A 22,012-nucleotide genomic window follows, 5' to 3' on the forward strand; every position below is an offset into this window, starting at 1 on the left:
GACAGGACCGGTGCCGGACCGCCGCGGGGGCGGTCCGGCACCGACTCATCGGGCCACCGGCGCGGCGTCGTCGAGCGGCACGCGAGACTCGGCCAGGCGCTGCGCCAACTGGTCCAGGTCGTAGGACTGGCGGGCCATCCAGAACCGCAGCACGCCGGTCAGCGAATAGCGCACGAACAGCGCGGCCCCGACAACACTGAGCGCCACCCCGGTCAGGGCGAGGGCCAGAGCGTCGCGCTGGGCGAGCGGATCGGAGGTGTTGTGCGCCAGGAAATAGGACAGCACCGCGACACCGGGCCCGGCCACCATCAGGGTGGCGCCGAGGCGCAACCACAGGCTTCCCCGGCCGGCTGCCGGATCGGGGATCTTCAGTGCGGCGAGGTCGGCGGCGAAGCGGTCGGCACGTGTTTCGGTCATCGGTGACTTCCTAGGTAGAGGGTCGGCAGTTCGCGGCGGAGCTCGCGGTCGGCGGGCCCCTGGTACTCGATGCGGCCACGCACCAGCACGGCCGCGTGGTCGGCGATCTCGAGGACGGCGGCGGCGAACTGCTCGACGACCAGCACCGCCACCCCCTGCCGCGCGATCTCGGCGACCTGCTCATAGAGCCGCTCGACCACCAGCGGGGCCAATCCCATCGACAGTTCGTCGAGCAACAGCACCGCCGGGTCGGTGGCCAATCCGCGTGCGAGCGCGAGCATCTGCTGCTCGCCGCCCGACATCGTGCCCGCGATCTGGTCGGCGCGCCGGGCCAGGGTCGGGAACCGGCTGAACGCGACCTCCTGGATCTCGGCATGGGTTTTGCCGGTGAAGGTCATCATCAGCAGGTTGTCGCTCACCGACAGGTTCGGGAACACGCCTCGGCCCTCGGGGATCAGGCAGACACCCACCCGGGCGAGCTCTCGCGCGTCTACTCCGGTGACGTCGCGGCCGCCGAGCACGAGCCGCCCGGCGGTCACCGGGCGCACCCCGGCCGCCACCCGCAGGGTTGTCGTCTTGCCCGCCCCGTTGGGCCCGAGCAGGGCGGCCACTTCCCCGGCGGCGACGCGCAGATCGACGCCGTGCAGCACGGTGATCGCGTCGTAACCCGCACGGACACCGTGCAATTCGAGTGTGGAACTCATCCTTCTCCCAGATAGGCGGCCAGCACGGCCTCGTCGCGGCGGACCACCTCGGGTGGACCGGAGCTGATGATCGTGCCGAGATCGAGTACGAACAGCTGATCGCACACCGACATGACCAGGCCCATGTCGTGTTCGACGAGCAGCACCGCCACGCCGTCGGCCGCGAGCGTGCGGACCAGTTCGGCGAATTTCTCGGTCTCGGTGGGATCCAGGCCCGCCGCGGGTTCGTCCAGCAGCAGCACGCTGGGCCGGGTGGCCATCGCCCGGCCCACTTCGACCAATCGGCCGGTGCCGGTGGGTAATTCGTCGGCGGTGGTGTCGGCGACCTGATCCAGGCCGAGGCGACCGATGATGTCGTCCACGACGGCGTGCGCGTCGCCGTGGCGCCTGCCGAGTTCCGCCGCGACCAGCAGATTGTCGCGAACACTCAAGCGGCCGAACAGTTCCAGTCGCTGGAAGGTCCGGGCCAGCCCGTGGCGTGCACGCCGGGCGGGACCGAGCCGGGTCACCTCCCGCCCGTTCATGGTGACCCGGCCCGATACCGGTCGGCGCAATCCGCAGATCACGTCGAACAGCGTGCTCTTGCCCGCCCCGTTCGGGCCGATCAGGCCGGTCACCTGGCCCGCCTCGGCGTTCAGGCCCGCCTGGTCGAGGGCACGGTGACCGCCGAAGGTCACCGTCACCGCCTCAACTTCGAGTAGCGATCCCACGATCGAGCATCTCCTTGTCTGCCGTACTCCAGGGTCGTTGCAGGCCGAGCCATTCGACGGGCATCTGCGCGGCCCGGGGTGCACGCGCCCGCCTGCCCGCCCAGCGCGGGAGCACGACGGCGGCCGTCAGCGCACCGGCGGTGAACACATAGCCGTTGATCACGTCGGCCAGGCGCGAGAGCCACAGCAACGCGAGACCACCGACCAGCACCCCACGCACGAGCCGATCCCGCAGCACCGCCGCCCACTCGGCGCGCAGGTGCGCCAGCGCGCCCTGGCCCAGGAAACCACCGCTGAACGCGATGCCGCCCAGGGCGGGCAGGACATGAACGAGGTTGGTGAGCGCGGGAAACAGCACCGGAATCGCGTGCAGTGGACCGGCATACGCCGCACCGGTGAACAATCCGCTGCCGACGGCACCGAGGCCCGCGATCACGACGATCAGGAAGATCGGCAGACCGGCGACGAAGCCGAATTGCTCGGCGGACACCGACCGCAACTGCATGCCGTAGAGCGCACCGCCGAGTCCGGCGATCGCGGCCGACAGCGAGAACACGAGCATCTTGCCGGCCAGCAGGTTGCCGCCGAGCGTGGCGTAGGCCGCCTCGCTGTCGCGCAGGGCGATCAGCCGACGTCCGAACGGTGCACGGCGCAGCATCGCGACCGCGAACCCGCACACCGCCAGCGCGATCGCCGCGAAGACGGTGATCTGGGCGGTGCTGGTGAGCTGGGTGCCGAACAGGGCCGGACCCACGAGATTCACCGACCCCTGGTCGAACAGCGCGATCTCGACGCCGAGCACGGAGAACGACGGCAGGGTGAAGATCCACCGATCGAGTACCACCGCGAACGCCGCCGTACCGAGTGCCAGATATACACCGGACAACCGCAGCGCGGGCAACGCGATCAACGCGCCGACCGTTCCGGCGATCACCATCGCGGCGGGCAACGCCCACCATTGCCCCTCGGCGCCCAGGTGCGCGTAGGCGACGGCACCGATACCGGCGATACTCAACTGGCACAGCGAGATCTGGCCCGCGTACCCGGCGAGTGGGACGAACGACAATCCGATCACACCGAAAGCGAAGATCGAGCCGTAGGTGATCAGGTCCGACTCGCTGAGCAGGGTCGCGAGCAGGACACCGACGAGCACGACCACCCCGGCGAACAGGGCCGAGCCACGCACGGTCGGCAGGTGCACCGGGCTCAGTCGCCGATCGCGCCCGCGCAACCGTCCGTGGGGGAACAGCAGGAGCGCGACGAGCAGCAACAGCGCGGGCGCGGCCAGCCGCAGCCCCGGCAGGTAGGCGTTCTGCGGCAGGTATCCGGTCAGGTAGCTCTCCAGGCAGCCGACCACGATCGCGCCGAGAAACGTCATCGGGAGACTGCGCAGCCTGCCGAAGATGGCCGCGCTGTAGGCACTCACGATCAGCAGCGACAGTTGCGCGGCGTCGAGCGCGACCATCGGCGCGATGAGAATGCCGCCCACCGCGGCGAGTTCGATGCCGAGGATCCAGGCCACCCGGTTCGCGCGGCGCGGGTCTGCGCCGGTGAGACCGACCAGGGCCCGGTCGTCGACGGTTGCCCGCATCTCGGCCCCGGTCCTGGTGCGATACAACAGGATTCGCAAGCCCACCGCGACCGCTACGGCCACCACCATTGTCAGTGCCTGATGCCAGGTGACGGTCACCGCGCCCACGTGCAGCGGCCGCTGCTCGGCGAAGAACCGGGGCAGTGTGCGTGCCACATCCGGGTTCCAGATCCAGCGCGCCACCAGCATCAGCCCGCTGAGCAACGCCACCGTCATCACCAATTTCTCGGCGTCGCCGAGACCCTGGGCGGGCGCGAGCGCCTGGGCGAACGCCAGCCCGAACAGCGGCGCGAACACCCCGAGCACCACCACCACGGCGAGCGCGACGGGCAGGCCCCAGCCCACCGTGAGCTGCCAGTAGACGAACGCCGACATCATGCCCGCCGCGCCGTGGGCGAAGTTGAACACACCGGTCGTGGTGAAGGTCAGCACCAGGCCGCTGCCGATGACGGCGTAGATCGCGGCGGTGCTGAGCCCCACGACGCCGAACGCGATGAACTGCTCCATCTACTCGACGTCGCTCATGCTCTTGCCGACGTCCGCCAGCGTCAGCGGGCGGCCGTAATCCTTGGTGTACACATAGGCTTCCATGTCACAGCGGTACGGACCGGTATCCGGTGCGAAGTCGGCCGCGACCCAGCCCTGTGGGGTCGCTTTCATGATGTTGAAACACCTGGGTGCCACGGTCTGGGTCGACATGTCCGCGGGCGCCTGCAAACCGCCTGCCGTCCAGGCTGTTTCCTTACGCGCGGTCTCGAGCAGGCAGGTGCGCGTCAGGTTGTCGCCGCAGGCGGAGGCGGACTTGGCGAACAGCAACCACTGGGTCAGCGCCCGCAGGCCGAGGAAGGTCAGCTTGCCGTCCGGGGCGTAACGGGCGAACAGATCCTTGGCTCGCTGCACCGCCGCGACACTGCCCGCCGATTCCAGCGGCGCCGTGCCCGACAGATCGGTGAAGTTGTTCTGTGCGGTCAACGCGGTGGCCGCGAGTTCGAGGAACGCCGGGTTGTAGGCGTTGCTCGTGGCGTCGACCCAGTCGAGCTTGTAGTCCATGCTGGTGAGCACGTCCTCGAGCTTGGCGAGGCTGCGGAAGTCACCGAGGAAGATCAGCCCCTTCACCCCCTTGGCCTTGATCGACTGCGCGTACGGCGTCCAATCCGACACGCCCGCAGCCGGATACAGGTCGTTGTAGATCACCGTCGCACCCTCGGCGGGCAGCGATTCCTGGTACCGGTCGGCCATGGACTTCACCACCGGTGAGTCGGCGACGATGATGCCGACGGCACCCGCCGAGGCCGGATAGGCTTCCTTGAACAACCACTGCCGCATGCCGGTGTAGGAATCGTACGGGCGCGCCGACGACGCCCCGGCCCCCACCTGCAGGTCCGAACCGGTGTTCTCCACCTGGCTCACCTGCGCCGGGAACTCCGGCAGTGTGCACGAGAGCCGGTCCTTCACCCCCAGACCGTCGAGTGCGGCGGAGCCGGCGACCAGGGCGAAGTCCTCGCGGCAGGCTTCCAGCATCCGCTGGCGCACCTCGAGCAGCTTCGCGTCGCGCACAGTGTATTTCAGTGTGCGGCCGTTGATTCCACCGTTGTCGTTGCACCAGGAGGTGAACACCTTCGCGGCGTCGACGAGTTCCGGGTTCTTGGTGAAGCCCATGTCGGTGAAGACACCGACCTCGATCTCCTTCGCGGTCACCCCCTGGGTGGGCGAGCTCGTCGGGGTGCCGGGCCCACACACCCCGGTCAGGTCACCGAAATCGGCGGTCACCGGAGCGCTCGGCGCCGCGCCCTCTTCGGTGCCGCTGCCGGTCCGGCCACCGCAACCGGCTACGAGCAACATGGTCGCCATCATGGCGACGAGAATTCGCTGCGATCTCACTGCTGTCGTCCTTATCGGCACGCGGGCGAGGTTCCGCCCTGGATCGCCATCAGGGCGCAGTAGGTGGCCGCGGCCACCTTCCATTTCCCGCCCTCGCGCACTGCCTGCCCCGTCTGATCGGGCAGCACCGGGGTGCCGTTCATCAGCAGCGAATAGGTGACGTCGGCGGCGTCGGCGCCGGTGGTCTTCACCGCGCTCACGGTGACCGAGGTGGTTTTCGCCTGGGGGTTCTCGCCCTGCGCGCGCAGCACCGGTTCGAACTCGATGCCCTTCTCGACCACGGCGATCTTCTCCTCGGCGGAGACCTTGCCGTCGAAGAACAGCAGGTAGGCGTCGGAAACCGCCCGGACGGTCGCGGCATCGGCCGTCGCCGCAGCCGCGGAGGTCACGACGCTCGACGTGCTTCCGGCCGCGGTCGACTCATCGTCGTCACCGCAGCCGGCGACCGCCACGGCGGCGAGCGCGACCACTCCGCAACAGGTTATCGCCTTGCGGCGCAGCATGTTTCGCATCACTCGATCCTCTGTTTCATCTCGTCCAGTGCCATCAGGATGGGGAAGCCGTTGACGCTCAGCGCGTTTCCGTGGCCGGTCGAGTGCACGTCGAAGACGGACTGGATCGCGGCGTAGAAGCCCTGGACGTCGAGAGTCTGATTGACCGCTCGTTTGGCCTGTCGCAGGCCGAAGGGCGGCATGGCGGCGATGGCGGTGGCCAGTGCGCGGGTCTGCGCGTCGAGCTCCTCGCGCGCGACCACCTTGTTCACCATGCCGACCTGCTCGGCTTCGCGTGCGGTCACCGCGCGGCCGGTGAACAGGATCTCCTTGGCCTTGCGCGCGCCGAGTTCCCAGGTGTGCCCGTGGTATTCGACGCCGCCGATGCCCATGAACACCACCGGATCGGAGAAGAGCGCGTCCTCGGCGGCGACGATGAGGTCACACGGCCAGCACAGCAGCAGTCCCCCGGCGATGCAGCGGCCCTGCACGGCCGCGATCGAGGGTTTGGGCACATTGCGCCAGCGCAGGGAGTACTCGAGATACCGGCGGCTCTCGGTCTGGTAGATCCATTCCAGCGTGATGTCCTTGGGCGCGGGCCAGCGATCCTTCAGGTCGTGACCGGCCGAGAAGTGTTTTCCTTCACCGCGAAGCACGATCACCGCGACCTCGTCGTCGGTGGCGGCTCTGGTCCAGGCGGCGTCGAGTTCGTCGAGCAGGTCCGCGTTCTGCGCGTTGGCGGCCTGGGGCCGGTCGAGGGTGATGGTCGCGATCTTGTCGGCGACCTCGTAGCGGATGTACACGGCGAGCTCCTCAACTCCGGGGGAGGCCGAGCACACGCTCGGCGATGATGTTGCGCTGGATCTCCGAGGTGCCGCCCGCGATGGTGCCTGCGAAGCTGCGCACGTATCGCTCGAACCAGCTGCACGAGAAGTTGTCCAGATTCAGCGGATCGAACGCCCGGGTGATCGCCGGGTGCACGAGGCCGTCGGCGCCCGAGGCGAGCAGTGCCTGTTCGGCCGCGCTTTGCACGGCCTCCGAACCGAGGACCTTGAGTACCGACAGCGCGGCGACATCGCTCTCGCCCCTGGCCGCTCTGGCCAGCGCGGCGGAACCGAGCAGGCGCAGGGCCTGGTTGTCCATGATCGCCGTGGCGTAGCGGTCGCGCTCGAGCACGGTGCTCGGCCGGTAGTCCTCGATCAGTTCCCGCAGCCGGTCGGCGAAGCTGAGCCACAACAGTGTTCGCTCGTGTCCGAGCGAACCGTTGGCCACCGCCCAGCCGCCGTGCAGAGGTCCGACCAGGTTCTCGGCGGGCACGACGACGTCCTCGAAGAACACCTCGTTGAAGTCCAGGTCGTGCCGGTCGCAGATCGAGGCGAACGGGCGCCTGGTCACGCCCGGGGTGTCGGTCGGGATCAACAGCACACTGATCCCTTTGTGTTTGGGTGCTTCGGGGTCGGTTCGGACGAAGGTGAGCAGGACGTCGGCATCGTGGGCTCCGGAGGTCCAGACCTTCTGCCCGTTGACGACGAAGTGGTCGCCGTCGAGTACGGCGCGGGTGCGCAGGCCCGCCAGATCGGAGCCGGCCCCCGGTTCGCTCATGCCGAGCGCGGCGGTGATCTCGGCCCGCAGGATCGGCACCGCCCACCGGTGCTTCTGCTGTTCGGTGCCGAAGGACAGCAGGGAGGCGGCGATGATGCCCAGCCCCTGCGGATTGAAGCTGTGATACATGTGCCGCCTGGACAGCTCCTCCAGGTGCACGTACTGCTGCAGCAGCGTCGCGTCGCGGCCGCCGAACTCCGGTGGATTGCCGGGAAGCAGCCAGCCGCTGTCGAATTGGCGGCGCTGCCATTCGCGCGACCACGCGGGAATGTCCGCGCTCGACCGGGCGCGGTCGCGCGCGGCGAGCGCGGGGTCGGGGCCGTGTTCGGCCAGGAAGGCCACGAATTCGGCACGGAAGGATTCGACGTCGCTGTCAAAAGTCAGTTGCATGGTATTCCTCGGCGATCAGGGCCCGGTGGATGTGCGCTCCGCCGAGCAGCAGCTCGCCCGCCTTGGCCCGCTTGAGCGCGAATTGCAGGTCGTTCTCCCAGGTGAAGCCCATGGCGCCGAACAACTGGACGCCGTGGCGGAACACCGAGGACTGGCATTCACCGGCGGCGGCCTTGGCCATCGAGGCCGCGATCCGGCGGCGCGGATCGTCGGCGGCGATGGTCAGCGCCGCGAAATAGGCCAGCGCCCTCGCCCGTTCGATGGCTATCTGCATGTCGGCGGCCTTGTGTTTGACCGCCTGGAAGGTGCCCAGCGCCACCCCGAACTGCTGCCGGGTGCGCACGTGCTCGAGCACCATGTCCAGGATGCGCTGGCAGGCACCGACCATGGTCAGCGCCAGCCCCGTCAGGGCGAGGTGGCGGGCCCGTTCGGGGTCGGTGTCCACGCGGAAGTCGTCGCGCACCCGCACGTCGGCGAAGCTCACCTCGGCGATGTGCAGTACCGGGTCGAAGACCGAGGTGCGCCGGGCCGTCACGTCGGCGGCGGGGACCACGAACACTCCCGCGCCCGTGACGACAGCGAGCTGCTCGGCCCGATCACCGTCGAGCACGTGTTCGGCGGTGCCGTTCAGCAACCAGTCGCTGCCGTCGCGGCGCGCGATGACACCGTCGAACACCGCCGACCCGGTTCCGCCCGGCCGCGCGAATCGCGGTGCCAGGGGAGCGAAGTGGGTCATGGTCGCCAGATAGGGCGTGGGATCGGTTGCCCGGCCGAGCGCTTCGAGCACGATGGCCAGTTCCACCGCGTCGGCGGCATCGGTCAGCTCGGTCCAGCCCTGCTCGACGAAGGTCTGCCAGAGCGGGGCGGGATCGGCGTCCTGGTCGGCGATCGCACGGATCAGTGCCGGCGGACATTCCTTGACGAGAACGGCGTGCACGGTCTCCTGCCACAGCCGTTGATCGGAGTCGAGCTCCACAAGCATCCCGACGGCCTCCTCGTTGATTACCGCGATGAACAAACAGGAGAATATCATTCTCGTCAGAGGAAAGTAATAGTCTCGCATCAGGTCGTTCCGGCGCGCCTGGCGCCGATGAATATGACGTTCTCCGGTACAGTGCACTCATGTTCTGCACAGATGACCGAGAACTGAGGTGCCCGTGACCAGCGTCGGCGAAGAGCCCGCGTGGAAGCAGCGTGCCGTCGAGCGCTCACTGCGCAGCGCGAAACTGCGCGCCGAGCAGCGGGTGCAGAAGTTCCTCGACGCGGCGCAGGCGATCATCACCGAGAAGGGCAGTACCGACTTCACCGTGCAGGAGGTAGTCGACCGCTCGCGGCAGTCGCTGCGCAGCTTCTACCTGCAGTTCGACGGCAAGCACGAGCTGCTGCTCGCCCTGTTCGAGGACGCGCTGAACCGGACGGCCGATCAGCTGGCCGCGGCCGCCGAGGGCAAGAAGACGCCGCTCGAGCGGCTGCAGGTCGCCGTGGAGCTGCTGTTCGAATTGTGCAGGCCCGACCCGACCGCGCAGCGACCGCTGTTCACCGACTTCGCACCGCAACTGCTGGTCTCGCACCCCGCCCAGGTCAAGGTGGCCCACGCACCGCTGCTGAGCCTGTTCACCGAGCTGATGGAAGAGGCCGAGAAGGCCGGTGAGATGCGCGCCGACCTCGAACCGCGCCGGATGGCCGCCGTGGTGATGCAGACGGTGATGTTCACCGCACAGTCCGCGGGCGGCTCCGACGAGGACGGCACGCACCCGATCACCGCGGGCGAGATCTGGAACTTCTGCGCGTACGGGTTCGCGGTGGCGTGAACCCCGGGTGACCGCTCGGTCACCCGGGACAGGTCACGGCGCGGGCACCTCGATGACGGTCGCCGACCCCATGCCACCGCCGGCACACAGGGCGGCGACACCGAAACCGCCACCGCGCCTGCGCAATTCGTGCACCAACGTGACGATCAGCCGGGCACCGGTCGCCGCGACCGGATGCCCGAGCGAGCAGCCGCTCCCGTTCACGTTGACGAGTTCGGGATCGAGGCCGAGCGTCTTGATCGCCGCCAGCGGTACCGAGGCGAACGCCTCGTTGATCTCGAACAGCCCGACATCGCCGAGTGAGATACCCGCCCGGGCAACAGCTTTGGTGATCGCCTCGATCGGCGCGAGTCCCATCAACGCCGGATCGATGCCGACCGAAGCCCACGACCGGATGACACCGAGCACCGGCCAGCCGAACCGGTCGCTCGCGATCATCATGGCCGCGGCACCGTCGTTGGCGCCCGCCGCATTGCCTGCCGTGATGCTGAAGCCCTCGATCTCGGGGTGCAGCACCTTCAGCCCGGCCAGTTTCTCGGCACTGGTGTCGCGGCGGGGATGCTCGTCGACTTCGAACAGGCCGTGTGGGGTCTCGAGCGGCACGATCTCGTCGACGAAGCGGCCGGTGTCGATCGCCTCGATCGCCCGCCGGTGCGAGCGCAGCGCCCAGGCGTCCATCTCGGCGCGGGTGAGCCCGGTCTCCACCGCCGTGTTCCACCCGACCGTGATCGACATGTCCTGGTTGGGCGCGTCGGGACGGTCGGGGTGGGAGGGCGAGGTCCAGGGCTCGAGCCACTCGTCCTCGCCGACGCGGAACCGCTGCCGGGGCGCGGTGGAGTCGGAGTTCACCCCGCCCGCGATGACGAGCCGGTCCATCCCCGCACGAATGTTCGCGGCCGCGGTCTGCACCGCGGCCATCCCGGCGGCGCAGTGCCGGTTGGTGGCCAGCCCGGGCACCGTGGTCAGCCCGGCGGTGACGGCCGCGTGCCTGGCGAGCACACCGCCGCCGTAACGCCCCTCCCCCAGCACGACGTCGTCGATGTGGCCGGGCTCCCAGTCCTGCGCCACGGCGGAGACCACGTGATCGGCCAGGACGAACGCGTCCGTGTCGCGCAGCGTCCCCTTGCGCGCAGTGCCGATGGGGGTCCGCACGGCGGAGACTATGACTGCTTCAGGCATCGGTGTTCTCCATTTCGGCGACGAGGTTGCGTCGCAGTAGTTTTCCGGTCTCGGTCTTGGGCAGTTCGGCGCGGAAGACGACGGCGTCGGGCGTCTTCGACGAGCGCAGACGCGAGCGCACCCACTCCTTGAGGTCGTCTTCGTCGCCGGTCCCGACGACCACGGCGACGAGTCGCTGCCCCCACTCGGGGTCCGGAACACCGATCACCGCCGCCTCGGTGATCCCGGGGCAGGCGAGCAGCACGTCCTCGATCTCGGCGGGTGCGATGTTCTCCCCACCCCGGATGATGGTGTCGTCGGCGCGGCCCTCGATGTACAGATAGCCCTCGTCGTCGAGGCGCCCCAGATCGCGGGTGGGGAACCAGCCCTCGGCATCGAGCGCGGTGTGCCCGCCGTACTCCCCCGAGATCTGGTCACCACGGACGTACACCAGTCCGGTGTCACCGGTCGGCACGGGTTCGCCTGTCGCGGTGCGGATCTCGAATTCGATGCCGGGCAGCGCGCGGCCGACGGACCCGAGCCGGGCCCGCACCACCGGGTCCTGGGAGCTTGCCGCCGCGCGGTGGTCGTCCGGGCCGAGAACCGCCACCGAGGACGCGGTCTCGGTGAGCCCGTAGGCATTGACGAAGCCGGTCGACGGGAAGACCCGCAACGCGCGCTCGATCACCGGGCGCGGTGTCCGGGAACCGCCGTAGGACAGGGTCGCCAGCGACGGGGTGGCGGCATCGGGACCGTCGACGTGCGCCACGATGCGGGCAAGCATGGTCGGCACGAGCATGGCCTGGGTGATCTGTTCGCGGCGCACGGTGGCCAACCAGTCGGCGGCGTCGAAGGCGGGCAGGTAGACCACCCGGCGCCCGGCGTAGAGGTTGGAGAGCAGGTTCGTCAGGCCCGCGATGTGGTACGGGGGCACCGAGACCAGGGCCGCGTCGGTCGCTGCGGCGGAACCGAATTCGACGGTGTTGAGCAGGTAGGCCATCAGGTGCCGGTGCCGCAGCAGCGCGGCCTTGGGTTCGGAGGTCGTGCCGCTGGTGTAGATGATCACCGCGACCGCGTCGCCGTCCCACGGTGTGGGCAGCTCCGGCGCGGCGGCAGTCGGCGCCGGAGTGACGAGGGCGTCGAGATCGCCGGGTTCTAAAACCAACGCGCCGGGGTGCCTGCGAAGCAGCGCTGCCGTCTGCTCGGCACCGAGCCGGTAGTTCAGCGGCACGAACGGCACACCGGCCAGGACGGAGCCGAACAACGCGACCGGATAGGCGAGGTGACTGGTGCCCAGATACAGCACCGCGGAGTACTCCCCGAAGCGTGGTGCCGCGCGCCGGGCGTAGTCGAGCAGGCCCGCAGCCGTCAGCGAGCGGTCGCCGACCGTGATCACCGATCGATTTCCGGCCGAAGCCGCCATGTCTAGAATCATGCCAATGTTCATGAGAACATTATTCTCTCAATAAGAGAGTCTTGATTTCAAGAGAGGGCATCATCATGCAGATCAGCGGTAGCTCCGCACTCGTGGTCGGCGGCACCGGCGGGCTCGGCGCGGCGACAGCGCGCCGCCTCCACGCCGCGGGCGCGAAGGTCGTCGTGGCCGATGTCGCCGACGACAAGGGCAAGGAACTCGAGCACGAACTCGGGATCCGCTACGTACACACCGATGCCACCAGCGAAGCCTCGGTCGGTGCCGCGATCGAGCAGGCGCAAGCGCTCGGTCCGTTGCGCATCTCGGTGGATGCCCACGGTGGGCCCGCCAGCGGAGGTCGGCTCGTCGGCAAGGACGGTAAGCCGTTGCCGCTGGAGGGCTTTCGCACCACGATCGAGTTCTATCTGACCTCGGTGTTCAACGTCCTGCGGCTCTCGGCCGCGGCCATCGCCGAGGCGGAACCGCTCACCGAAGGCGGCCGCGGCGTCATCGTCAACACCGCCTCGATCGCCGCCTACGAGGGGCAGGTCGGTCAGCTCCCCTATGCCGCCGCCAAGGGTGGCGTGGTCGGGATGACGTTGGTCGCCGCCCGGGATCTGGCCCCACTCGGCATCCGGGTCGTCACCATCGCACCCGGCACTTTCAACACCCCCGCCTACGGCGCGGCCGCCGACCGACTGGAGGCGCACTGGAGCACACAGGTTCCGCACCCCAAGCGGATGGGCCGTTCGGCCGAGTACGCGCAACTGGTGCAGGCGATCATCGACAACGACTACCTCAACGGCGAGGTGATCCGGCTCGACGGCGCCTTGCGGTTCCCGCCGAAATAACCTGTGCCCCAGACCGATCGCCGGTCAGGCGGGACGGCGGGTGAGCACCGCGTCGGCGGCGGCCCAGTGCTCGTCCGCGACCCACAGTCGCGCGAAGGCGCCGACCGCCTCCTCGGGCGTGACACCGCCGACCACCCGCTTGATCTCCCCGGCCTGCGGGGTGGCGAGCGCACGGGCCAGCGCGCGCCAGCCGTTCTCGAAATCCGGCCGCTCCCAGACCTGGTCGATCAGCCCGAGCCGCTCGGCCTCGGCCGCGCCGAGGATCGTCCCCGCGCCGGCCAGCATGATCGCCCGGCCCTTACCGACCAGGGCGGCGAGCCGTTCGGCGCCGCCCCAGGCGGGCATGATCGCCAGCGCGGACTGGTTGAAGCCGATCTTGATGTCGGCCGCGGCGACCCGGATGTCGGCGGCCACGGCAACTTCGGCGCCACCACCGAACGCGTGCCCGTTCAGGGCCGCGATCACCGGTCCGGGAAACGCGGCGAGCCGGTCGCAGATGGTTCGCATCCGCCAAGCCATCGCGGCGGCCTGCTCTTCGGTGCGCAGCGCGCTGAGTTCCTTGAGGTCCCCACCGGAGACGAATGCCTTGTCACCGGCGCCCCGGATCACCAGCACACGCGCCTCGTCGGCGGCGTCGAGCGCCTCGTCGAGCTGGTCCATGGTGATCGGCGCGATCGCGTTGCGTGCCTGTGGTCGGTCGATCGTGACGACCGCGACGCCCTGCTCCAGCTCCAGCTCGACCATTCGTTATTCTCCCGTCTGAGATTGTCATTCTTGCTGCGAGAGAATAACATCACCGAGACGTTTTCTCGGTTCGGGCATCGGAGTCTCACGTGCGCACTATTCCCGCCGATCTGATCGAGCAGTACCGGGCCGACGGCTGGTGGACCGGCGAGACGATCGGCGAGCTGCTGAGCCGGGGGCTGGCTGCCGCGCCCGAGACCGAGTTCCGGGTGCACTCGGCGCAGCGGCCGTGGGCGGGCACGGTAGGTGCGGTCGAGCAGCGGGCCCGCCGCCTGGCAGCGGGATTGCGCGCCCGGGGTGTCGGCCCCGGCGATGTGGTGGCGTTCCAGCTGCCGAACTGGGTCGAGGCCGCGACGACGTTCTGGGCGTCGGCGTTCCTCGGGGCGGTGGTGGTGCCGATCGTGCACTTCTACGGCCGCAAGGAACTCGCCTACATTCTCGAGTCCACGCGGCCGAGTGTGTTCGTCACCGCGGACCGGTTCGGGCGGATGGAGTTCCAGCCGGACTTGTGTGCCGATGTGCCGATCGTCGGGGTGGTCGGGCGCGACTTCGAGGCGCTGTTCGACGCGGATCCGCTGACTGGTTCGCTGCCCGTCGACCCGGCGGGCCCGGCCTTGATCGCGTTCACCTCGGGCACCACGAGCGCACCGAAAGGTGTTGTGCACAGCCATGAAACGCTCGGGCACGAGACCCGTCAGCTCGCCGGGCTGTACCCATCGGACCGCGATACCCAGCTCACCGCGGCCCCGGTGGGGCATTTCATCGGGATGATCAACGCCTTCCTGATCCCGGTGCTCGCGGGCACCCCGATCCATCTGACCGATGTCTGGGATCCGGGTCGGGTGCTGGGCCTGATGCGCGAGCACGGTCTCTCCGTCGGCGGTGGTGCCACGTATTTCGTCACCAGCCTGCTCGATCACCCGGACTTCACCCCCGAGTGTCTGCCGAGGATGCGGTATGCCGGGCTCGGCGGGTCGTCGGTCCCCGCCGCGGTCACCCGGCGTCTCGATGATCTCGGTATCACGGTGTTCCGGTCCTATGGCAGCACCGAGCATCCCTCGATCACAGGATCGCGGGTCACCGCGCCGGTGGACAAACGCCTGTTCACCGACGGGAATCCGCTGCCGGGTGTGGAGATCCGGCTGGCGGCCGACGGGGAGATCCTCAGCCGAGGGCCCGAGCTGTGTCTCGGCTACACCGACGACGCCCTCACCGCGGCCGCCTTCGATGCCGAGGGCTGGTACCACACCGGCGATATCGGCACCCTCGACGCCGACGGCTATCTCACGATCACCGATCGCAAGGCCGACATCATCATCCGGGGTGGCGAGAACATCAGCGCCCTCGAGGTGGAGGAGGTGCTGCTGACGATGCCGGGGGTGGCCGAGGCGGTAGTGGTCGCCGCGCCCGACGACCGGTTGGGTGAACGCGCGGCGGCGGTACTCCGGTTGCGCGCGGGTCATCGATTGCCGACTCTCGATGAGGTCAGGGCGCATTTCGCGCGGGCCGCGATCGCCACTCAGAAATGGCCCGAGGAGTTGCACGAGGTCACGGATTTTCCGCGGACGGCCAGTGGCAAAGTGCGCAAGTTCGAGGTTCGCCGCGCCGTCGCGCAGCGTTCGATCACCCCGACGGTGCGGTGATGTCCGCCACGGCCCGGTACGGCGATCCGCTGCTCGACGACGGGACCGCGCTCACCGAGTCGGGTGTGCCTGCCCGACCGCTCGTCGCGCTCGAACTCGACGACCTGTGTGGCGCACCGGCCGAGCGGGTCGAGCTGACGGCGAGCCGGATCCGGGATTCGGTGGCCCTGGTGGTGGGTGTGCTGCGTCGGCCACCGACCGAACGCCTCGAGCCCGCGCTCACCGCGACCACCATGACCTTGTCCGAGCTGCCGGCACCCGCACACCTGAAATCTCTTGTCACCGTACCGGATATCGATGACTCCCTGGAGATTCTGCGGACCGCCGTGGCTCGGTCACCGCAGGCTGCCCTGTGCCTGGGGCAGCTGCTTCGCCGCAACGCGGCACAGCCGACAATGCCCGCACTGGCCGCCGAGGCCGCCGTGTACTCGATGCTGCTGGGCGGCACCGAGTTCGCCCGGTGGCTCGGCGAGCGCGGGCCACTCCCCCAGGCGGTCGACACCCCGGATCCCCTGGTCCGGCTGCACCGAACCGGGCAGCACCTGGCGATCGTCCTCGACCATCCCCGCCGCCGCAATGCCCTGAGCGTGCGGCTGCGAGAGGAACTGCTCGCCGCCGCACAGGTCGCGGCCGCCGATCCTACGATCACCTCGATCGAGCTCAGCGGCGCGGGACCGGTGTTCTGCAGCGGTGGCGACCTGGCCGAATTCGGGATGTCGACCGATCCGGTCGCGGCCTACCTGGTGCGCCTCGAGCGCGCGCCGTGGCGGGTATTCGACCGTCTCGCCGACCGCCTCGTCGTCCACACACACGGCGCCTGCATCGGCGCCGGTGCCGAACTCGCCGCGTTCGCCGGTACCGTAACCGCCACCGCGCGAACATATTTCCGCTTCCCCGAGGTGCGGATGGGACTCGTTCCCGGCGCGGGTGGCACGGTCGGTGTGCCGCGTCGCATCGGCCGCTGGCGTGCGGCCTGGCTGATGCTGAGCGAGCAGCGGCTGGACGCGCGGACAGCGCTGCGGTGGGGGCTGGTCGACCGGATCGTCGATGAACGGGGCTGAGATGCCACACGACCGTTGTCGCACAGCCGAACCACAGCCGTCACTTCGGACGCGGTCTTCGAATGGCAACGGGGCCCGGGTCCGGGAAACCCGGCCCTGCGGCGCGTGCTGGATGCTGGGCCGGGCAGGGTCGATCTGCGAAGGGTGGCGCTGAGATGTCACGACATTCGCTGCGCCGCAGCGTGACCGGAGCACCCACTCCAGACGAGGTCGTCACCGCTTGGTTGCGCACACTCACCGACTCGGTGCCTACCGAATTTCCAGGTGCTGTCGAATGTCCGGCGCTGGCTTGGGCGGGTTCGGGTGCGATGGCCCTGACCGGGCATCCGGAGGCTGCGCCGGATCTGTCTCCCGCGCCCGCGTTCGCCTTGCTCGGCGCCGCGCTGCGGGCATTGTCGTGGGTCACCGGGGAGATCGGTTCGCGAGTGGATCTCGAGCCAGGGGCCGTGCTGACTGTGCGGGCCGAGGAAGGGGGTCTGCGGCGGGCCGGTCGCCGTTCGGCCGGGGGTGCGAGCAGGCTGGTTCGGACGGCGGATGGATGGTGCGCGCTGACGCTGGGTCGGCGCGACGATATCGAGGCTGTTCCCGCGCTGCTCGGCGGGGTGTTCGAGGGGGATGCGTGGGTGGCGATCGAGGCTGCGGCGGCAGGGTTCGGGGCGCGGGTGCTCGCCGAGCGCGCGCAACTGCTCGGCATACCGGCGGCAGCCCTCGACCTCCCCGAACGAGGCGCACAGCTGCGTCGAAATACCCTGCCCTGGAAGGTTTCTCGCGTCGCCGCACCGGGGGCGGAAAGATCGCTGCGCGGACTGGTGGTGGTCGATCTGACCTCGATGTGGGCCGGGCCGCTGTGCGGCCGGATACTCGGGGCGGCAGGTGCACACGTGATCAAGGTGGAGAGCCCACACCGGCCCGACGGTGCCCGCGCCAATCCGGGCTTCTTCGACTGGCTGCACGCCGGGCAGGAGTTCCGCACTGTCGACTTCCGCACGTCGGCGGGCCGCACCGCCCTGGCCCACCTGCTCGATTCGGCGGATGTCGTGCTCGAGGCTTCCCGGCCCCGGGCGCTGGCTCAGCTCGGTCTCGCACCCGAAGACCGCACACACCGGGACGGGCAGATCTGGTTGAGCCTCACCGGTTACGGCCGCTCGGAGCCGCTGCGGGTGGCCTTCGGTGACGACGCCGCCGTAGCAGGTGGTCTGGTGGGCGGCCACCATGGCGAGCCTGTGTTCTGCGCCGATGCGATCGCCGACCCGCTGTCGGGTGTCTGCGCGGCCCTGGCGGTAGCGAGTGCGCGACGGTCCGGTGGCGGGGTGCTGATCGATCTGTCGATGCGTGACACCGCAGCGGCTTTCGCCACCGCACCCCCATTAACGCACGGACCCCATACGGTGCGCGACCACGACGGCACCTGGGTAGTGGAATGCCCACTGGCACAGGGTCATCACCCTGTTCGCGAACCGGAACCACGGTCTCCATGGTGCACCCCCTGCCCGGCCGACGCGCAAGGCGCAAATGCCGCTCGCACCAACCCACGCGACATCGACGACGCGAATGCCCACGCGCACAGCACCAACGCCCCGGGCACCAACCCACACAGCACCAACGCGGCGAGCACCAACCGGCACAGCACCAGCGCCCTGAGCACCGACCCGCACAGCATCGACGACACCGGGTCAAACCCGCACTCCGGAATGGCCTCGGCATGACACTCATCCGGCGGGCCCGCGTGTTCGGCGCGGAACACACGGGTGTCCGCTGGCACGGCACAACGATCGTCGAGTGCGGGACGGGCCTGCGGCGCATTCCGGGGGAAGAAGAGATCGACGCGGCGGGTGGGTGGCTGCTGCCGGGGCTGCACGATCACCACCTCCATCTGCGATCGCTGGCTGCGACCGCTGATTCGCTGACGCTCGGACCGCCGCAGGTCCGCACCGCCGCCGACCTCACGTCCCGGCTCCGGCGAGCCGGAGCCGACCTGCGTCCCGGTGCGTGGGTTCGTGGCATCGGCTACCACGAATCCGTTGCCGGGCAACTGGATCGGCGCGTGCTGGACTCGTTGGCCGGGGAGCACCCGGTCCGTATCCAGCACCGTTCCGGCGCCCTCTGGATGCTCAATACGCGCGCCTGCACCGAGCTGGGACTCGATGACGATCACCACCCGGGTATCGAGCGCGATGCCGACGGCCACGCCACCGGACGGCTCTTTCGAATGGACGGCTGGCTCGGTGCGCGCCTCACCGCTCGCACCGCGCAAGCCGGCGAGCCGGGATCCGCGCGGCTCGATCTGGCGGCGGTCAGCGCACGGGCGGCCGCACGCGGAGTCACCGGTCTCACCGACGCGACCGCGGCACTCGACCAGGCCGCGGTCGACGATCTGGCCCGAGCCGTCGACGACGGTCGCATCGTTCAGCGCGTGCATTGCATGGCGCCACCGGATATCGAGGCGCCCGGTGGCGAGCGATTCTCCCTGGGCCCCACCAAGATCCTGCTCGACGACACCACCCTGCCCGACCTCGACCGGTTCGTCGACCGGATCCGGGAGACTCACACCGCGGGCAGGTCCGTAGCGGTGCACTGTGTGACCCGGGTCCAGCTGATCCTCACGATGACCGCACTCGACATCGCGGGCATCCGGCCCGGGGACCGCATCGAGCACGGTGCGATCGTGCCGAGCGAGACGATCGACTGGTTACGCACCCGACGGGTGCCGGTGGTGACCCAACCGCATTTCCTCGTCGAACGTGCCGAGCAATACGCGCGCGAGGTCCCGGCTACCGACCGGCCGGACCTGTGGCGCCTCGGTTCCCTCGTGCGGGCGAATGTATGCGTGGCCGCCGGGACGGACGCACCTTTCGGCAGCGCCGATCCGTGGCGCGTGATCGATGCCGCTGTCAACCGTCCGGCATATCACGGTGTGCCCGAACATCTTTCGCTCGAGCTGGCAGTGCGTCTGTTCACCGGCCACCCCGACCGTCCGACCGCGCCGCGCACGATCACACCCGGCGCGGTCGCCGACCTCACCCTCCTGGCCGTACCGCCGGAGGACGTCCCATCGGTGCTCGCCGACCCGCCGATCGCGGCCACCGTCGTCGATGGCCGCGTCGTCCACTAGCGACCGTCACCCGAGGACAGGATCGTCACCGCCGACACCGCCGTGGGCCCGCCAACGGTGTGCGCCAAGCCGATTCGCGCCCGATCGACCTGATTCGCCGCGGTACCACGCAACTGCTCGAACAGTTCCACGCACTGGGCGACCCCCGTCGCGCCCGGCGGGTGCCCCTTCGCCTTCAGACCGCCGCTCGGATTCACCGGCAGGGCACCACCCACACTGGTCACCTCCGACTCCAGCAGCTTGTACGCCTCGAACCGCTCGGCGAAACCGAGGTCCTCGTAGCTCATCAGCTCGATGCCGGTGAAGAAGTCGTGGACCTCCGCGACATCGACATCACGGGGCGTCAGGCCCGCCATGGCGAACGCCTGCTTGGCGGCGCGCACCGTCGACGGGAAGGTCGTCATGTCCCGCTTGTGCTGGTGCATCACCGAATCCATGCCGAGACCGACACCGCGAATCCACACCGGGTGATCGGTGTAGCGGTCGACGACGTCCTCGGCGGCCAGCACCAGCGCGGCGGCGCCGTCGCTCTGCGGCGCACAGTCGTAGAGCCCGAACGGGGTCACCACGGTCGGTGCCGCGAGCACGTCCTCGATGCTGATCTCGAAACGCAACCGCGCCTTGAGGTTCCGCACACCGTGCCGGTGATTCTTCACCGCGACCATCGCCATGTGTTCCCGGGTCGCCGGGGATTCGTGCAGATAGCGCGAGACGTGCAGGGCGAAGCCCGCCGGTGCGACGAGCCCGAGCGGATAGTCCCAGGCCATATCGCGGGTCATCGCCTCCCACTCCCACAGCATGTCCTTGGACGCCGATTCACGCAGCTTGTCCGCGCCGACCACCAGGGCCACGTCGAACGCGCCGGAGGCGATGCCGAACAGGGCGTTGCGCACCGCGTCGTGCCCGGTGGCACAGGCGTTTTCGACCCTGGTCACCGGAATCTCGGGCAGCCCGAGGGTGTCGGCGAGGATGCCGGAGGGGAATCCGTCGGTGGTGCCGAGTTCACCGAACCACGCGGCCTGGATATCGGACCTGCGCAACCCCTTGTCGACGCTGCTCGCGCACTCGGCGAACGCCATCGGCACCAGATCCTTGATACCCAGGGCGAAATGCTCGGCGAACGGCGTCATCCCGGCACCGACGATCGCGACTCTTCTCATGCTGCGGCCTCCTGTTCCAGCGGGCTCTCGGGTTCGAAGGCGTAGCCGTAGTCCGGCACTCCCGACCGCACGGCCACCCGGCGCAACACCATGCGACCCCGGGCACCGATCGCGACCGAACCCGGTTCGGCGCCGGTGACTTTCACCAGCGCACGGACACCCACCCCGTCGAGTTCGACGATGACCAGCGAATACGGTGTCGTCAGCCCCGGAACCGGAACATGCACGGTCACCGCCGTGTACACCACCGCCGTGCGTGGCAACGGCACCAAGGTGTAGCCGGTGTGCAGGGTGCCGTCCTCGTCGACGCGATACCTGGGCGGGAAGTCCAGCTCACTCGACCCCTCGTGCCGACCGGCCACCCAGCGCACCTTCGCCTCGAACGCCCGCTCGTAGGCCGCCAGCGAGATCGGGATATCGGCACCGGAAACCAAAGCGCCCAACGGTTTCCCCCGAGGTGGCGATTCGCGACGGTGGACCTGCGCGGTGCCCGCCCCGACCGTCAGCGCGGACAGACTGCCCTGTTCCACCCCGACCAGCGGGCCGGCTTGTGCGGCCTCGATCATCGCCGTCAGCGCGAACAACCCCGAACCGGCCCCCAGGGTCGGCAGCACCGGCGGCGTGCCGAGACACAGGTCGGCGGCCTGTCCGTGATCGATCCCGGCCACGGCGATCGGGGTGTCGAGCCAGGCGGCCGCCAGCGAACCGAGCAGTCCCCGATCGCGCAGCAACCGGGGGTCACCGTAGTCGTGCACGACACCGGTGGCGGTGCGAGTGCGCACCGGCAGGCTGCGTGCGATCCGGGCAGCGGTCCTGACCGGCACTCCGCGCTCGGCGGTGATCGCGGCGGCCGCGCCCGCGGGTTCGAGATCGACACCGATGACCAGGGTGCGCGGGCGGGCCGAGCCGAGCGCGTCCAGCGCCGCCGGTGCGCCGCCGAGCCGCTCGGCCACCTCGAGTTCGGGGTCGAGCCCGAGCCCGGCCAGCAGAACGGCGGCGTGCCCGCCCTCGAGCAGGGGCAGGTCCCGGCTCACCAGCACCACGTGTTCCACGGCGGACCCGGCGGCCAACGCGGCGCGGCCCGCTTCGACGGCGAGGGTGACCGCGTCCTCGTCGTCGCCGGGTATGCGCTGTTCGGCGGTCCCCCAGCACGGCAGATAGGTGCCGACCGAAGCGATATACGGCATTCCGCTCTCCAGACATAGCGACGATAATGTGATTCTCACTATAGAGAATGAATGCTCAGTTCGGAAATAGTAGCGTTCTTGACAG

At 69.3% G+C, this 22,012-nt stretch carries 20 protein-coding genes; 6 read left to right on the forward strand and 14 right to left on the reverse strand.

Annotated elements, in window-relative coordinates:
* Nucleotides 1-45: 45 nt before the first annotated feature.
* Genes HYG95_RS00840 through HYG95_RS00880 form a run of 9 tightly spaced genes read right to left on the reverse strand, consistent with a single transcriptional unit; the run spans nt 46 to nt 8,768 of the window.
* A complete protein-coding gene (locus tag HYG95_RS00840) occupies nt 46-417 on the reverse strand; it encodes a hypothetical protein (RefSeq protein ID WP_181696086.1) in 372 nt (123 codons plus the stop codon).
* Nucleotides 414-1,121 carry an ABC transporter ATP-binding protein gene (locus HYG95_RS00845; protein ID WP_181696087.1) on the reverse strand — a complete coding sequence of 236 codons (708 nt, stop codon included), beginning with the start codon at nt 1,119-1,121 and terminating at the stop codon, nt 414-416. Before HYG95_RS00845 ends, HYG95_RS00840 begins: the two co-directional genes overlap by 4 nt.
* Nucleotides 1,118-1,831 carry an ABC transporter ATP-binding protein gene (locus HYG95_RS00850; protein ID WP_181696088.1) on the reverse strand — a complete coding sequence of 238 codons (714 nt, stop codon included), beginning with the start codon at nt 1,829-1,831 and terminating at the stop codon, nt 1,118-1,120. Before HYG95_RS00850 ends, HYG95_RS00845 begins: the two co-directional genes overlap by 4 nt.
* Nucleotides 1,809-3,929, reverse strand: coding sequence for an ABC transporter permease (locus HYG95_RS00855; RefSeq protein WP_181696089.1), 2,121 nt, complete (start codon nt 3,927-3,929; stop codon nt 1,809-1,811). The genes HYG95_RS00850 and HYG95_RS00855 overlap by 23 nt, the downstream gene beginning before the upstream one ends.
* Nucleotides 3,930-5,276: an ABC transporter substrate-binding protein gene (locus tag HYG95_RS00860; RefSeq protein ID WP_181696457.1), complete on the reverse strand. Its 1,347-nt coding sequence runs from the start codon at nt 5,274-5,276 to the stop codon at nt 3,930-3,932.
* A 38-nt stretch (nt 5,277-5,314) separates the two neighbouring features.
* Nucleotides 5,315-5,815, reverse strand: coding sequence for a hypothetical protein (locus HYG95_RS00865; RefSeq protein WP_181696090.1), 501 nt, complete (start codon nt 5,813-5,815; stop codon nt 5,315-5,317).
* On the reverse strand, nt 5,815-6,597 hold the full coding sequence (locus HYG95_RS00870; protein WP_181696091.1) for an enoyl-CoA hydratase: 783 nt from the start codon (nt 6,595-6,597) through the stop codon (nt 5,815-5,817). Before HYG95_RS00870 ends, HYG95_RS00865 begins: the two co-directional genes overlap by 1 nt.
* A 10-nt stretch (nt 6,598-6,607) precedes the next feature.
* The gene (locus tag HYG95_RS00875) at nt 6,608-7,786 is read right to left on the reverse strand and encodes an acyl-CoA dehydrogenase family protein (protein ID WP_181696092.1); all 1,179 of its coding nucleotides are present in this window, start codon (nt 7,784-7,786) and stop codon (nt 6,608-6,610) included.
* Entirely contained in the window at nt 7,770-8,768 is a 999-nt protein-coding gene (locus HYG95_RS00880) for an acyl-CoA dehydrogenase family protein (protein WP_181696458.1), read from the reverse strand. Before HYG95_RS00880 ends, HYG95_RS00875 begins: the two co-directional genes overlap by 17 nt.
* A 175-nt stretch (nt 8,769-8,943) precedes the next feature.
* On the opposite strand from HYG95_RS00880, the gene HYG95_RS00885 reads away from it, so the two are divergent.
* Nucleotides 8,944-9,597, forward strand: a complete 654-nt coding sequence (locus HYG95_RS00885; protein WP_181696093.1) for a TetR/AcrR family transcriptional regulator — start codon at nt 8,944-8,946, stop codon at nt 9,595-9,597.
* A gap of 33 nt (nt 9,598-9,630) precedes the next feature.
* Here the strand turns inward: HYG95_RS00885 and HYG95_RS00890 are convergent, their stop codons facing one another.
* The gene (locus HYG95_RS00890; RefSeq protein ID WP_181696094.1) at nt 9,631-10,776 is read right to left on the reverse strand and encodes a thiolase family protein; all 1,146 of its coding nucleotides are present in this window, start codon (nt 10,774-10,776) and stop codon (nt 9,631-9,633) included.
* Nucleotides 10,769-12,202: a class I adenylate-forming enzyme family protein gene (locus tag HYG95_RS00895; RefSeq protein WP_181696095.1), complete on the reverse strand. Its 1,434-nt coding sequence runs from the start codon at nt 12,200-12,202 to the stop codon at nt 10,769-10,771. Before HYG95_RS00895 ends, HYG95_RS00890 begins: the two co-directional genes overlap by 8 nt.
* A 53-nt stretch (nt 12,203-12,255) precedes the next feature.
* Here HYG95_RS00895 and HYG95_RS00900 point away from each other — a divergent pair, with 53 nt between their 5' ends.
* Nucleotides 12,256-13,020, forward strand: a complete 765-nt coding sequence (locus HYG95_RS00900; protein WP_181696459.1) for an SDR family NAD(P)-dependent oxidoreductase — start codon at nt 12,256-12,258, stop codon at nt 13,018-13,020.
* A 24-nt stretch (nt 13,021-13,044) separates the two neighbouring features.
* Here HYG95_RS00900 and HYG95_RS00905 read toward each other — a convergent pair whose 3' ends face one another.
* Nucleotides 13,045-13,764 carry an enoyl-CoA hydratase/isomerase family protein gene (locus HYG95_RS00905; RefSeq protein WP_181696096.1) on the reverse strand — a complete coding sequence of 240 codons (720 nt, stop codon included), beginning with the start codon at nt 13,762-13,764 and terminating at the stop codon, nt 13,045-13,047.
* Between the two features lie 89 nt (nt 13,765-13,853).
* Here HYG95_RS00905 and HYG95_RS00910 point away from each other — a divergent pair, with 89 nt between their 5' ends.
* The 4 genes from HYG95_RS00910 to HYG95_RS00925 all read left to right on the forward strand — a co-directional run bounded on the left by HYG95_RS00910 (nt 13,854) and on the right by HYG95_RS00925 (nt 19,580).
* Nucleotides 13,854-15,407 (forward strand): AMP-binding protein, encoded by a 1,554-nt coding sequence (locus tag HYG95_RS00910; protein WP_181696097.1) that lies wholly within the window; start codon nt 13,854-13,856, stop codon nt 15,405-15,407.
* On the forward strand, nt 15,407-16,468 hold the full coding sequence (locus tag HYG95_RS00915) for an enoyl-CoA hydratase/isomerase family protein (protein ID WP_181696098.1): 1,062 nt from the start codon (nt 15,407-15,409) through the stop codon (nt 16,466-16,468). The genes HYG95_RS00910 and HYG95_RS00915 overlap by 1 nt, the downstream gene beginning before the upstream one ends.
* 155 nt (nt 16,469-16,623) lie before the next feature.
* Nucleotides 16,624-18,174, forward strand: a complete 1,551-nt coding sequence (locus tag HYG95_RS00920; protein ID WP_181696099.1) for a CoA transferase — start codon at nt 16,624-16,626, stop codon at nt 18,172-18,174.
* On the forward strand, nt 18,171-19,580 hold the full coding sequence (locus tag HYG95_RS00925; protein ID WP_181696100.1) for an amidohydrolase family protein: 1,410 nt from the start codon (nt 18,171-18,173) through the stop codon (nt 19,578-19,580). The genes HYG95_RS00920 and HYG95_RS00925 overlap by 4 nt, the downstream gene beginning before the upstream one ends.
* On the opposite strand, the gene HYG95_RS00930 is transcribed toward HYG95_RS00925, so the two are convergent.
* Both HYG95_RS00930 and HYG95_RS00935 read right to left on the reverse strand, forming a co-directional pair.
* Nucleotides 19,577-20,740 carry a beta-ketoacyl synthase N-terminal-like domain-containing protein gene (locus tag HYG95_RS00930; protein ID WP_181696101.1) on the reverse strand — a complete coding sequence of 388 codons (1,164 nt, stop codon included), beginning with the start codon at nt 20,738-20,740 and terminating at the stop codon, nt 19,577-19,579. The two genes, HYG95_RS00925 and HYG95_RS00930, sit on opposite strands and share 4 nt — an antisense overlap.
* Nucleotides 20,737-21,927, reverse strand: coding sequence for a Zn-ribbon domain-containing OB-fold protein (locus HYG95_RS00935; protein WP_181696102.1), 1,191 nt, complete (start codon nt 21,925-21,927; stop codon nt 20,737-20,739). Before HYG95_RS00935 ends, HYG95_RS00930 begins: the two co-directional genes overlap by 4 nt.
* Between the last annotated feature and the right edge of the window lie 85 nt (nt 21,928-22,012).

This window comes from Nocardia sp. GTS18, from assembly GCF_013839555.1.
Lineage (GTDB): Bacteria > Actinomycetota > Actinomycetes > Mycobacteriales > Mycobacteriaceae > Nocardia > Nocardia rosealba.